The organism is Streptomyces sp. NPDC050564, assembly GCF_044457265.1.
In the GTDB taxonomy this organism is placed as follows: Bacteria; Actinomycetota; Actinomycetes; order Streptomycetales; family Streptomycetaceae; genus Streptomyces.
Genome location: NZ_JBITGS010000039.1, coordinates 15,770 through 28,132, shown reverse-complemented (window position 1 = coordinate 28,132; position 12,363 = coordinate 15,770). Strand labels below are relative to the sequence as shown.

At 71.4% G+C, this 12,363-nt stretch carries 11 protein-coding genes and 4 pseudogenes; 7 read left to right on the top strand and 8 right to left on the bottom strand.

Annotation, left to right across the window (positions count from 1 at the left end; translation table 11 throughout):
• Nucleotides 1-348 precede the first annotated feature (348 nt).
• The gene (locus ACIBK0_RS41545) at nucleotides 349-504 is read left to right on the top strand and encodes a hypothetical protein (protein ID WP_399092210.1); all 156 of its coding nucleotides are present in this window, start codon (nucleotides 349-351) and stop codon (nucleotides 502-504) included.
• 58 nt (nucleotides 505-562) lie between these two features.
• Here ACIBK0_RS41545 and ACIBK0_RS41540 read toward each other — a convergent pair whose 3' ends face one another.
• Together ACIBK0_RS41540 and ACIBK0_RS41535 are read right to left on the bottom strand one after the other, a co-directional pair.
• Nucleotides 563-1,753, bottom strand: a complete 1,191-nt coding sequence (locus ACIBK0_RS41540; protein WP_399092207.1) for an RNA polymerase sigma factor — start codon at nucleotides 1,751-1,753, stop codon at nucleotides 563-565.
• On the bottom strand, nucleotides 1,753-2,100 hold the full coding sequence (locus ACIBK0_RS41535) for a YciI family protein (protein WP_399092204.1): 348 nt from the start codon (nucleotides 2,098-2,100) through the stop codon (nucleotides 1,753-1,755). The genes ACIBK0_RS41540 and ACIBK0_RS41535 overlap by 1 nt, the downstream gene beginning before the upstream one ends.
• Before the next feature lie 107 nt (nucleotides 2,101-2,207).
• On the opposite strand from ACIBK0_RS41535, the gene ACIBK0_RS41530 reads away from it, so the two are divergent.
• Together ACIBK0_RS41530 and ACIBK0_RS41525 are read left to right on the top strand one after the other, a co-directional pair.
• Complete coding sequence (locus tag ACIBK0_RS41530) at nucleotides 2,208-3,311, top strand: acyl-CoA dehydrogenase family protein (RefSeq protein ID WP_399092202.1); 1,104 nt, start codon at nucleotides 2,208-2,210, stop codon at nucleotides 3,309-3,311.
• 178 nt (nucleotides 3,312-3,489) lie between these two features.
• The gene (locus ACIBK0_RS41525; RefSeq protein ID WP_399092199.1) at nucleotides 3,490-4,713 is read left to right on the top strand and encodes a GDSL-type esterase/lipase family protein; all 1,224 of its coding nucleotides are present in this window, start codon (nucleotides 3,490-3,492) and stop codon (nucleotides 4,711-4,713) included.
• Nucleotides 4,714-4,762: 49 nt separating this feature from the next.
• Here the strand turns inward: ACIBK0_RS41525 and ACIBK0_RS41520 are convergent.
• From ACIBK0_RS41520 to ACIBK0_RS41500, 5 genes and pseudogenes are all read right to left on the bottom strand, one after another.
• Nucleotides 4,763-4,888 (bottom strand): annotated as a pseudogene (locus tag ACIBK0_RS41520) (alkanesulfonate monooxygenase); the annotation flags it as partial.
• A gap of 40 nt (nucleotides 4,889-4,928) precedes the next feature.
• Nucleotides 4,929-5,378 (bottom strand): annotated as a pseudogene (locus ACIBK0_RS41515) (acyl-CoA dehydrogenase family protein); the annotation flags it as partial.
• A 57-nt stretch (nucleotides 5,379-5,435) separates the two neighbouring features.
• The gene (ssuE, locus tag ACIBK0_RS41510) at nucleotides 5,436-5,990 is read right to left on the bottom strand and encodes an NADPH-dependent FMN reductase (RefSeq protein WP_399092196.1); all 555 of its coding nucleotides are present in this window, start codon (nucleotides 5,988-5,990) and stop codon (nucleotides 5,436-5,438) included.
• A 44-nt stretch (nucleotides 5,991-6,034) separates the two neighbouring features.
• Nucleotides 6,035-6,232: pseudogene (locus tag ACIBK0_RS41505) on the bottom strand (dimethyl sulfone monooxygenase SfnG); the annotation flags it as partial.
• A 287-nt stretch (nucleotides 6,233-6,519) separates the two neighbouring features.
• Nucleotides 6,520-6,597 carry a putative leader peptide gene (locus tag ACIBK0_RS41500; RefSeq protein ID WP_356242872.1) on the bottom strand — a complete coding sequence of 26 codons (78 nt, stop codon included), beginning with the start codon at nucleotides 6,595-6,597 and terminating at the stop codon, nucleotides 6,520-6,522.
• A gap of 107 nt (nucleotides 6,598-6,704) precedes the next feature.
• Between ACIBK0_RS41500 and ACIBK0_RS41495 the strand changes: the two are divergent.
• The 4 genes and pseudogenes from ACIBK0_RS41495 to ACIBK0_RS41480 form a co-directional block, all read left to right on the top strand.
• Nucleotides 6,705-7,207 (top strand): annotated as a pseudogene (locus ACIBK0_RS41495) (LysR family transcriptional regulator); the annotation flags it as partial.
• 110 nt (nucleotides 7,208-7,317) lie between these two features.
• Nucleotides 7,318-8,850 (top strand): SDR family oxidoreductase, encoded by a 1,533-nt coding sequence (locus ACIBK0_RS41490; RefSeq protein WP_399092193.1) that lies wholly within the window; start codon nucleotides 7,318-7,320, stop codon nucleotides 8,848-8,850.
• Nucleotides 8,851-9,010: 160 nt separating this feature from the next.
• The gene (locus ACIBK0_RS41485; RefSeq protein WP_399092190.1) at nucleotides 9,011-10,384 is read left to right on the top strand and encodes a cryptochrome/photolyase family protein; all 1,374 of its coding nucleotides are present in this window, start codon (nucleotides 9,011-9,013) and stop codon (nucleotides 10,382-10,384) included.
• A gap of 179 nt (nucleotides 10,385-10,563) precedes the next feature.
• The gene (locus tag ACIBK0_RS41480; RefSeq protein WP_399092187.1) at nucleotides 10,564-11,304 is read left to right on the top strand and encodes a DUF4142 domain-containing protein; all 741 of its coding nucleotides are present in this window, start codon (nucleotides 10,564-10,566) and stop codon (nucleotides 11,302-11,304) included.
• Nucleotides 11,305-11,313: 9 nt separating this feature from the next.
• Here the strand turns inward: ACIBK0_RS41480 and ACIBK0_RS41475 are convergent, their stop codons facing one another.
• Nucleotides 11,314-12,351, bottom strand: coding sequence for a MerR family transcriptional regulator (locus tag ACIBK0_RS41475; protein WP_399092184.1), 1,038 nt, complete (start codon nucleotides 12,349-12,351; stop codon nucleotides 11,314-11,316).
• Nucleotides 12,352-12,363: the final 12 nt, after the last annotated feature.

The window sequence follows — 12,363 nt, the reverse complement described above, 5'->3', positions numbered from 1 at the left end:
GCCTCGCTGGTCGGGGCGCGGACGGGCAGGTCGGCCGCGCGAACGTGCTCGGTGGCTGGTTGTATGAGCCAACCTTAGCTGGATGTATATGCCAACCTTTCATGCACCCAAATAAATTCCAGACGCGGGAACCACTTTGCGTAAGCGGGCGGATTCAGAGTGTGCTCTTGGCGCTCGCCGGGCCGAGGGTGTCCACCAGCCATCCCAGCAGGGCCCGCAGGAGCTCGTCCTCCCCGTGGCTCAGCATCGGCCACCGCACGCGACCGCGCGGTCCAGCCGCCGCCACGTCTCGCGGCGCGGAGGGAGGTACGCGAGGATGCCGCGTCCGTCGAGCGGACCGACGCGGCGGTGGACGAGGTTCTCGCCACCGCCGAGAACCTCCAGCCGACCGCGAACGGGCGGCGGGGCAAGGGGGCGATCGCCGAGGCGCTGAGCCTGTCCCCCGCGCTCCGCGCGGCGGCTAGCCGCCGCGCGGGCCTGCTCTCCGGCGGCCGGTGCCGGTAACTCGCCATCGCCCGTGCTCTGGTGACGGAGCCTCGGGTCTCTTCCTCGACGAGCCCGCTCAGTCACCTATCAGCGCGGCCCGCGTCCGTTCGAGGTAGGCGCGCTCCGCCGCGCTCTCGGTGCGCGCGATGGCCGCCTCGTACGCCCGTACGGCCTCCGTGCGGCGGCCGAGACGGCGCAGCAGATCCGCTCGTACGGCGTGGAAGGCGTGGTAGCCGTCCAGGTCGAGCGCATCGACGCATGCGAGGGCCGGCTCCGGTCCCTCGACCTCGGCCACCACGACGGCGCGGTTGAGCGCCACCACCGGGCTGGGCGCGAGGGCCATGAGCTGGTCGTACAGCTGGAGGATCTGGCCCCAGTCCGTGGCGGCGGCGGTCGGAGCGTCGCTGTGTACGGCGTTGATCGCGGCCTGGATCTGGTAGGGGCCGGGGCGGTTGAGGCGCAGGCACCGGCGTACGAGGGACTGGCCCTCGACGATCAGGGCGCGGTCCCACCGGGAGCGGTCCTGGTCGGCGAGGAGGACCAGGTCTCCGCCCGGTGTCGCGCGGGCGGGCCGACGGGCCTCGATGAGGAGCATCAGAGCGAGCAGGCCGAGGGCCTCGGGCTCGTCCGGCATGAGTTCGGCCAGCAGGCGCCCCAGGCGGAGGGCCTCGGCGCAGAGGTCCTCGCGGCCGCCGTAGCCCTCGTTGAAGATGAGGTAGACGACCGCCAGCACTCCTCTGACACGGTCCGGGAGGTCGGCGTCGCGCGGGATGCGGTACGGGATGCGGGCGTCGCGGATCTTGGCCTTGGCCCTCACCAGACGCTGGGCCATGGTGGGTTCGGGCACGAGGAAGGCACGCGCGATCTGCGGGGTGGTCAGACCGCCGAGGAGTCTGAGGGTGAGGGCGACCTGGGCCTGGGTGGCGAGGGCGGGATGGCAGCAGGTGAAGATCAGGCGGAGCCGGTCGTCGCGCACGGGGCCCTCCTCGGGCGGTTCGTCCGGTGCGTACAGCTGGGCCGCCTCGGCATGCCGGGCCTCTCGCGTGGACTCGCGGCGGAGCCGGTCGATGGCCCGGTTGCGGGCGGTGGTGATGATCCACCCGGCGGGGCTCGGAGGTATGCCCGTCTCCGGCCACTTCTGCACCGCGGTGGTGAACGCGTCCTGCACCGCTTCCTCGGCGAGGTCGATGTCGCCGAGGAAGCGGATGAGGACGGCGACCGCGCGGCCGTACTCCGCGCGGAAGACATCCTCGATGCCGGCAGTCATCACGCTTCGCCCATGAAGGGCCGCACCTCGATGGGAAGTGTCGTCGCCACGGTCGCCTTGCGGCCCCATGCGAGCGCCGCGTCGAGGTCGGGGGCCTTGATGAGGCAGATGCCGCCCAGGTACTCCTTGCTCTCGGTGTACGGGCCGTCGGTGACCAGGACCTCTGCGTCCTGAGCGCGCAGCACCGTGGCCGTCTCCGGTCCGTGCAGTCCCCCGGCGAACACCCAGGCACCCGCCTCCCGCAGCTCCGCGTGGAAGACATCGAGGCTGTGCATGATCTCTTCCAGGACCTCGGGCGCGGGCGGTTCGCCCTGCGGCTGCATCACGCTCAAGAGGTAGTACTTCATGAGGTGTCCTCCTCGGTGGTCTCTCGCATCGGGTGGTCTTCACTGACTACACGAACGCGGGAGCGCCGGATCGACACCCGCCACGACAACAGCGGGAGATTCCTTCCATGACCATCCCACCGCATCCGCTCGTCACCCGCGCCCGGCAGCTGGCTGCCGGGGTGCTGGCGCCCCAGGCGGAGCGCGTGGACCAGGAGGGTGTGCCGGCGAGCAGCATCGAGGCGGTCAAGCGGTCGGGGCTGCTCGGAGTGAGCGCGCCTGTGGAGTACGGCGGGTCGGCGGCGCCGGCCGCGGTGGCCCGGGAGACCGCCGAGATCCTGGCCGGGGCGTGCTGCTCGACCTGGTTCGTACAGACCCAGCACCACACACCGGTGATGACGCTGGCCAACAGCGAACTCCCGGTGCGAGAACGGCTGTTGGGGCCGCTCGCGAAGGGGGAGCTGCTGTCCGGGGTCGCCTACGCCCAGCTGCGCGCGTATCCGCGCATCCCGGTCCGGGTCACCCGTGAGGGCGGCGGCTGGCGCTTCGACGGGACGGTGCCCTGGTACACGGGGTGGGGCTTGAACGACGTGATGCTCCTCGCCGGTGTGACGGACGCCGACGAGGCGCTGTTCGCGTTCACCGAGGCGCGCGAACAGCCGGGCCTGCGCCCCTCCCCCGCGATGCGGCTCGCCGCGCTCACCGCCTCCCGGACGGTCTCGCTGGAGCTGGACGGCCTGTGGCTGCCGGACGACGCGGTGGCGCTGCGTACGCCGTACGAGACCTGGGCGGTCACCGATCGCCCGAGGAACACCAACGCCTCACCGGCCGTCTTCGGCATCACGGCGTCGGCGCTCGATCTGCTGGACTCGCCGGGCGGCGACCCTGCCGCGCAGGAGACCGCGCGTGCGCTGCGCTCCCGCCTCGACGAAGTGAGGCGGCAGGCGTACGCATTGGCCGACCACCCGGTTCCGGAAGAGCGGATCGAGGAGCGGCTGGCGGCCAAGACGCGGGCGTACGACGTGATGCGCGCGGCCACGACCGCGGCGGTCGTGGCCGGGGGCGGACGGTCCATGGACCTGAGCAGCCCGGCGCAGCGGCTGGCACGGGAGGGGATGTTCCTGCTGGTCCAGGGGCAGACGGCGGAGGTGCGCAGGGCGCACCTCGGGTCACTGCCCCCAGTGGACCGGGGCCCGTCGCGGGGCAGGCGGGAAGGTGACGAGAGGCCCTAGGCAGGTCCTGTCTCTCCGGTCACGAGCGGACGGCCCGCGCGACGGCAGACGGTGCCGGGTCGGTGGCTGGTCCCGCCGATCGCCTGATGGACGTCAACGGTCGGCCTCGAGTACGAGCACGGGGGGCAGGGGCGGAAAAGCGTGTGCGGATCGGGTATCCGGTTGACAGGCTGAGATCATGACCCCTCAGCACGACCCCGTCCCCGGCTCCCCCACCACGCCCCCCGCAAGTGACTGGACCATCACTCCCGTCACCGCGGACCTCCTGCGCGGCGCGCTCGATGTGGAGCGCACCGAGCACGGGGTGCTGCCGCACCGGCTGCCCGCGCGGGCCCGCGCACAGTGCGCCGACGGGCAGCTGGCCATGGCGGAGGCCCAGCCCTCCGGCGTACGGCTGGTGTTCCGCACCCGGGCCACCACCGTCGAACTGGACACCCTCCGCACCAAGATGGCCTACGAGGGCGCCCCGCCCCGTCCGGACGGCGTGTACGACCTGCTTGTCGACGGCCGGCTCACCGCCCAGGCCGGCACGACCGGCGGAAACGTCCTGATGATGGACATGACCACCGGTGCCATGGAAACCCGGCCCGGCCCGGTCGGCACCGTCCGGTTCACCGGTCTGCCCCAGGGTGTGAAGGACGTCGAGATCTGGCTCCCCCACAACGAGATCACCCAGCTGGTCGCCCTGCGCACCGACGCCCCCGTCGAAGCCGCGCAGGAACAGAGCCGCAGAGTGTGGCTGCACCACGGCAGTTCGATCAGCCACGGCTCCGACGCCGCGAGCCCCACCACGACCTGGCCGGCGCTGGCCGCCTCCCGCGGCGGTGTGGAGCTGATCAACCTCGGTCTGGGCGGCAGCGCCCTGCTCGACCCGTTCACCGCCCGCGCGCTGCGGGACACCCCCTCGGACCTGATCAGCATCAAGATCGGCATCAACGTGGTCAATGCGGACCTGATGCGGCTGCGCGCCTTCACTCCGGCGGTGCACGGGTTCCTCGACTCCATCCGCGAGGGGCATCCCAGCACTCCGTTGCTGGTCGTCTCCCCGATCCTGTGCCCCATCCACGAGGACACCCCCGGCCCGAGCATTCCGGACTTCAGCGACCTCAGCGAGGGCAAGCTCCAGTTCAAGGCCGCCGGCGACCCCGCGGAACGGGCCGGCGGGAAGCTGACGCTCAACGTCATCCGGGACGAACTGGCCCGCGTCGTGAAGCAGCGGTCTGCCGAGGACGCGAACCTGCACTACCTCGACGGCCGCGATCTCTACGGCAAGGCGGACTTCGCCGAGCTGCCGCTGCCCGATCAGCTCCACCCGGACGCCGCCACACATCGCCGCATCGGCGAACGCTTCGCCGCCCTGGCCTTCGACACCGGCGGACCGTTCGCCGCCTCAGGTGCGTGAGACGCCCCGCCTAGCGCGCGAACGGCACCTGCGCGGAGGGGGGCGGCGGGCTCAGATAGGCGACGGTCGGCGGCCGGTCCCGGCCGGAGGCGGCGGCAGGGGTGCCGTGGCCGCCACCGACCACATGGCGGCTGTCGCCGTTGGTGGGCAGGAACCAGTGGAAGGTGAGGGACACGGCGGGTTTCTCCGATCGTGGGGGTATGTCGGCGAGGCGGTCACAGCTGGCCGTGGCGGGGTGGTGGCCGGGTGCCGTTGAGGACGTGACGGCCGATGTGCTGGATCCTCCAGCGCGCCGGGTCGTGCAGGGTGTGGGTGCGTGCGTCCCGCCAATGGCGGTGCAGATTGAGGGAGTCGAGGGCCGAGCGGGTGCCGGAGACCTCGAAGAGGGCACTCGCCACCTCCACTGCGGTGGCGGCGGTGTGCGCCTTGGCCGCGGCCACGGCGATGGACGCCTCGGCGGCCGAGTCGTCGCTCAGCTCGTCTCGGGCCGCGTCCACCGCGCGGGCCGCGACCCCGAGCAGCGCCTCGGACGCCCGTACCTGGAGGGCGAGTTCACCGAAGCGCTGAATGGGCAGCGGGTCCTCTGCCGCCGTGTCGAAGCCGCTCTCGAACCAGGGGCGACTCTTGGCGCGGACGAACTCGACAGCCTCGGCTAGTCGGCGAGCGCCGCGGCGACGGCCAGGGCCTCCACATCGTCGGCGATCGCTTTGGCCGTCATGGTGTCAGCCCGTCGCCGCGAGCAGGGGTGTGCGGCCCAGAGCATCCGAGAACTGGTCGACCACCTGGGTCAGGGCCTCGGCCGTGCCCGGCGCCACGGTGACAGTGCCGTCCTCACGCGTGGTGATGTCCTTGTCGAGGGTGAACCAGCCCTGGACTATGTGCGCTGCACCCATGGAGTTGAGCACCGGGCGCAGGGCGTAGTCGAGAGCGAGGACGTGCGCGGTGCTGCCTCCGGTGACCAGCGGCAGCACCGTCTTTCCGGTCAGGGCGTACTGCGGGAGCAGGTCGAGCAGGGCCTTGAGCACACCGGAGTAGGCGGCCTTGTAGACAGGGGTGCCGATGACGACACCGTCGGCACGCGCGAAGAGTGCGGTCGCCTCGACGATGGCGGGGTGCTGGAAGTCGGCGCCGAGCAGGGCCTCGGCGGGAATCGTGCGGACGTCGAGCGGGATCACCTCGTGGCCCTGCGCGACGAGCCGGGTGTCCAGATGGCGCAGGAGTTTGGCGGTGCGGGAGGTGACGGACGGACTGCCGGAGACGGACAGGACGGTGGCCATGGGCCCTCTTTCGTGAGCGGAGGAACGGAGTTCCAGGGTGGGTGTCAGGCGTGGGCCGGTACGGACTCGGGCTCGCCGTCCGGCAGTTGGGCCTCCAGCTCGCGGACGAGGGGCAGCACCCGGCGGCCGAAGTACTCGACCTGTTCGTGGTCATGCAGGAAGCCGGGCAGAAAGAGGTCGACGCCGAGCCGCTTGTAGCCGACGATCCGCTCGGCGATCTGCTCCGGGGTGCCGGTCAGCCCGTACGGAACGGTGACCAGGCCACCGCTGACATTGGGCACCCAGTAGGCGAAGCGGACGGGTTCGGTGGCGGTGCCTGTTGCGGTGCCGGACTCGGATTCTGTTGCGGACACGGAGAACTCCCGGTGTGCGGAACGAGGGCATGACGAATGGAGGCCCGGAAATTCACAGGGAATGCGGGCGGTGAAATGGACGCGGCAGGCAGGGGAATGCGATGAGGGCCGCCGTGCGGGAGGAAATCACCGGAGGCGGACCGGCCCGTGCGAAGGGGACCCTACCGTCGCGCTCGTCAGGCTTCGCGGCAACAGAAGGAGCTGGAGACACGCGCGAGGTCGACGTGGCGTCGCCGCGTGAGGTCCAGTCGCATCGTCATGTCGCCGATCGTCGCAGCCCCCGCTCCGGGCAGTCAAGAAATAGTGGACCGGTCTCGCATCCCGGACCGCCGAATTTCACGAAGGCGTAATAGGGCAACCCTTGAACACGGCGCGAGCGCGTCGGCAATCTGCTGCGGCGCGAATTGAGCAGCTGGAATACATCACGGCGGTCACCCGGATCGGCTCGCTGCGCCGGGCCGCCGAGGAACTCCATCTCTCCCAGCCGGCGTTGAGCGAGACCGTGCGGAATCTGGAGCGCGAACTCGGCGTGGATCTGCTGGAGCGCAAGCGGTCCGGGGCGAAGATGAGCGCCGAGGGGCGGGAGTTGCTGCCGCACGTCATCAATGTGCTGGAAGCGTGGACCAGCTGCGTGGAGCCGCGGGCGGACAGCACCGCATCAGCCGGATGATCCGCGTCGGCACGGTGAACGCGGCGACCGTGTCCTTGCTCATCCCCACGGTTCAGGGCTTTCGAGCGACGCATCCGTTGACGCAGGTCGAGGTCGTCGGCGCCCAGCAGTCGGAGATCCACCGGGCACTGTCGGAAGGCAGCCTCGGCCTGGGCCTCGTCAACCATCTCGAGGGCGATGACCTGCCCGCCGACAGCGCCGGCCGGTACCGGGCTGAGGCGCGCATCCGCGGGCGGTGTCCACGGGGAAGACAGGGATGAGGGGAGCAACCGAAGGGGGCAGCCGACCGAGCCACGGAGGACCCATGAGCGACGACCGTCCCCACCCCGGCCTGCGGTGTCTGGTGACCGGAGCCACCGGTTACATCGGCGGCCGTCTGGTCCCCGAGTTGCTGGCCGAGGGGCATCGGGTGCGCTGTCTGGCCCGCTCCCCCGCCAAGCTGCGGGACTACCCATGGGCGGGCAACGCCGAGGTGGTACACGGGGACGTCACGGACGCCCGCTCGGTCGCCGCGGCTCTCGCCGGCGTGGACGTCGCGTACTACCTCGTACACGCCCTGGGCACCGGCGCCGACTTCGAGGAGACCGACCGGAGGGCGGCCCGGATCTTCGGGGAGCAGGCCGGTGCCGCGGGCGTGCGGCGCATCGTCTATTTGGGTGGCCTGACCCCGGCGGGCGTGCCCGAGGAACGGCTGTCACCTCACCTCAGGTCCCGCGCCGAGGTCGGCCGTACCCTGCTGGACTCGAGTGTGCCGACCACGGTCCTGCGCGCCGCCGTGATCATCGGCTCCGGCTCGGCCTCGTTCGAGATGCTGCGCTACCTCACGGAACGGCTGCCGGTCATGGTCACGCCGAGCTGGGTGCACACCCGCATCCAGCCGATCGGCGTGCGGGATGTACTGCGCGCCCTCGTCGGCAGCGCCCGCATGCCCGCCGACGTCAACCGCACCTTCGACATCGGCGGTTCCGAGGTCCTGACCTATCTGGACATGATGCAGCGGTATGCCGCGGTGGCCGGCCTGCCGCGCAGACTGATCCTGCCGGTGCCGATGCTGACCCCGGGACTGTCGAGCCACTGGGTCGGGCTGGTCACTCCCGTGCCCGCGTCCATCGCCCGCCCGCTCACCGAGTCGCTGCGCCACGAGGTCGTGTGCCACGAACATGACATCGTCCGGTACATCCCCGAACTCCCCGGGCGTCCCTTCGGCTTCGACGAGGCGGTGTCCCTGGCACTGCAACGCGTGCGGGACGCCCAGGTCACGACCCGGTGGTCGTCGGCCTCGGTGCCTGGCGCGCCCAGCGATCCGCTGCCCACCGACCCCGACTGGGCCGGCGGCAGCCTCTACAGCGACCGTCGCGCATTGATCGTGGACGCGCCACCCGAGGCACTGTGGCGGGTGATCGAGGGCATCGGCGGTGACAACGGCTGGTACTCCTTCCCGCCGGCCTGGGCCGTCCGCGGCTGGCTGGACCGGCTGATGGGCGGTGTAGGACTGCGGCGCGGGCGGCGTGACGCCGCCCGGCTGCGGGCGGGCGACTCGCTCGACTTCTGGCGTGTGGAGGAGATCCAGCCCGCTCGTCTGCTGCGTCTGCGTGCCGAGATGCGACTGCCCGGACTCGCCTGGCTGGAGATGTACGCCGAGGTCGGCGACGACGGTCGGACCCGCTACCGGCAGCGCGCCCTGTTCCATCCACGCGGGCTGCTGGGACACGCCTACTGGTGGAGCGTCTCGCCCTTCCACGCTGTGGTCTTCGGCGGCATGGCCCGCAACATCGCCAGGGCCGCGGCCAAGGAGGCTCCGACGCGGGCACGGACAGCCGCCATGCCTTCTCGCTGATCCCCGCATCCGCGGGGGGCCGCAGGCCCGAAGCGCTCACGGCAGCACTCGTGGCCTCCTTCGCCCCTGTATCCCCTTCGTGCCCCTTGTCCCCCTTCGCAGTCCCATGTCCCCCTTCTGTCCCCCTTCGCAGTCCCATGTCCCCCGTCGGAGCCGCACCATGAACGTTTCTCTCGTCCTGTTCACCTCGGACCTGCGCCTGCACGACCATCCGGCGCTGCGTGCGGCCCACGACGGCTCGACCGCGCTGGTACCCCTCTTCGTACGAGACGACGCCGTCGCCGCGGCCGGATTCACCGCTCCCAACCGGATGGCGTTCCTCGCGGACTGCCTGGCGGATCTCGACGACGGGATCCGGGAGCGCGGCGGCCGTCTGGTGGTGCGCTCGGGCGATGTGGTCCCGCAGGTGTGCAAGGCGGTCGCCGAGGCGGACGCGGACGAGGTGCACATGGCGGCGGGAGTCAGCGCCTACGCGCACCGCCGGGAGGAGCGACTGCGCGCGGCCCTGGAGGCCGAAGGCTGTCGCCTGCACGTCCACGACACCGTGATCACCGCGCTCGCACCCGGCGCCGTCGTTCCCGCCTCCTCGGACCACTTCGCCGTCTTCACGCCATACTTCCGGCGCTGGTCGCAGCAACAGCTCCGCGACGTGGTCGCCGCGCCCCGGGCGATCCGGGTGCCCGACGGCGTCCGGTCGGAGAAGATCCCCTCCCGCACCGGCCTGTTCGGGGTGTCGGAGGGGCTGGCACGGGGCGGCGAGACAGAGGCGAGGAAAAGGCTCGCGGCCTGGCTGCGCGACGGTATCGCGTCGTACGAGGAACGCCACGACGACCTGCCCGGCGACGCCACCTCCCGGCTCTCCCCCCACCTCCACTTCGGTACGCTCTCCGCGGTCGAGCTCGTCCACCGGGCTCGCAGCGCGGGCGGCCCCGGCGCCGAGGCCTTCGTACGCCAGGTGGCCTGGCGGGACTTCCACCACCAGGTGCTGGCCGCCCGGCCCGAGGCGGCCACCGCCGACTACCGCACCCGCAACGACCGTTGGCGGTCTCAGGCGGAGGCGCGGGACGACATCGATGCCTGGAAACAGGGCCGTACCGGCTATCCGCTGGTCGACGCGGCCATGCGCCAACTGCGCCACGAGGGCTGGATGCACAACCGTGGACGCCTGCTGACCGCCAGTTTCCTCAGCAAGACGCTGTACGTGGACTGGCGGGTCGGCGCCCGGCACTTCCTGGAGCTGCTGGTGGACGGCGACATCGCCAACAATCAGCTCAACTGGCAGTGGATGGCCGGAACGGGTACGGACTCGCGGCCCCACCGCGTCCTCAATCCGCTGACGCAGGCCAAGCACTACGATCCGGACGGGGTGTACGTCCGGCGCTGGGTGCCGGAGCTTGCGGGACTCGTGGGGGCCACCGTGCACGAGCCGTGGAAGCTGCGGGGCCTGGCACGCGCCGCCTATGACTACCCCGACCCCATCGTCGAACTCCCGGACGGGCTGGCCCGTTTCAAGGCCGCCCGGAACCTCGGCTGAGCCGACGGGGGCGGCGGGGCGCGTCCGCGGATTTTACCCAAGCTAAAGATTCCTCTCCCGTGCACGGCCGTACTGGTGGGCGTCCGAACCAACCACCCGTACCGGATCCGTCGGCCCGGATCCATCATGCGGCGGAGCAGAGCGTCCGGCTCTGCTCCGCCGCCCTGCCAGGAGGCTCAATGCGCATTGGACGGAACATGGGAACCCTCTTCGTGGCCGGTGCGTTGACGATGACCCTCGCCGCGCTCGCCTACCCCGCCGTGCTCGGGTTGCAGACCACGTCCAGTGCCCCGACGCGCGTGATCGCCCATACCTCGACGGGACCGCTGACCGAGGCCGACCGCGACTTCGTCGTCAAGGTGCGGGCCGCCGGGCTGTGGGAGTACCCCTCCGGACAGCTGGCCCTGCAGAAGGGCACCACGCCGGCGGTCAGAACGGCGGGCCAGCACCTGGTCAAGGGCCATGCCGCGCTGGACGCCACCTGTCGCAAGGTCGCCACACAACTCGGCATCACCCTGCCCAACAAACCGTCTCCGCAACAGCAGGGCTTCGTGGCCACCTTGAGCGCGGACAGCGGCAAGCAGTTCGACACCGACCTCGCCAACATCCTGCGGGTGACCCACGGGCAGATCTTCCCGGTCATCGCGAAGATCAGGGCCTCGACCGAGAACTCGCTGGTACGTCAACTCGCCGACCAGGCCAATGACACCGTGCTCGACCACATCACGGTCATGGAGAAGACGGGGATGGTCAACTTCGATCAGGTGCTGTTCCAGGAGACCCGGAAGCCGAATCTGCCCGCGCAGGATGTCACGCCTCCGGCGCCCCAGCCGGGCGAGCCGACCGTGGTGCTCACTCCGCCCGCGGACGGCTCCTCGACGTCGTCCGCGACGCCCACACCGACACCGACGGTGGGGTGAACGGCTCCCTCACAGCGCGGCGGGTGGCCGGCTCCGCGGGCCCACCCCGAGCTCGTCGTACATGCCGGCCAGGGCATTGAGCGCATCCCGCAGTCCCAGCGGGCGGAGCGTGCCCGGCACCGGGTGGCCCGCCCAGCCCGGGCCGCCGAGCAGTACGGCGGGACGGTTGCGGGCCCCCTTGACGCCCCAGCTGGTGGCGGCGATGAGCCGGGCCAGGGGCCGCTCGGCCGAGGAACGCGTCTGGGCCCACAGCACCACGGCCATCGGGCCCAGGCGCCGTACCGCCGCGGTCAGAGCCTCCGCAGGGACTGCCGCACCGAACATCCTCGCGGGCAGGCCGAGTTCGAGGAGGCCCGCGTTGAGTGCCTCCAGCGGCAGGCTGTGCTGTTCGCCCGGGACGCACGCCAGCACCACGGCTCCCGCGCCGGCAGGGGCTGGAGTGCCGGGACCCACGGGCTCTGTAGCGCGGTGCAGCACACCGGAGATGTGCCAGGACAGCAGGTGCTCCACCTCCACGTAACGGTCGCCGGAGGACTCCCACTTGCGTCCGACCGCGTGCAGTGTCGGCACCATCACCTCGTTCCAGGCGACGACCAGGCCGTGCCGGTCCACCAGCGAGGTCAACTGGTCGGCCACGGCGGGCGCATCGAGGCGGACGGCAGCGCGGGCGAGTCCCCTGCACTCCTGTCGGACATCGCCGAGCGGTAGCGCGCCGGCTGCCCGCGAGCGCGCGGGCGGTGTCCGGCTCTGTGCGGACCGATCCGCGCCGAGGCGAAGCCGACCGGCGCCCGCCTTGGCCGCCCTGGCCGCTTCGGCGGGCGGCACCCCGGCAGAGGTGAGACGGCACATCTCCTCGAGCATCGCCACGTCCCGGGGCGCCCAGCGGCGGTGCCGCCCGCCGGAACGGACCGCGGGCCCCACGCCGTACCTCCGGTCCCAGGAGCGCAGGGTGGTGGGCGACACCCCGAGGCGACGGGCCAGGGCACCCGTGGTGACGGCGGGCTGTACGTCCGGGTCGCGTCGCCTCGTCGGCTGGTCCTCGCCCATACGGCGACTATA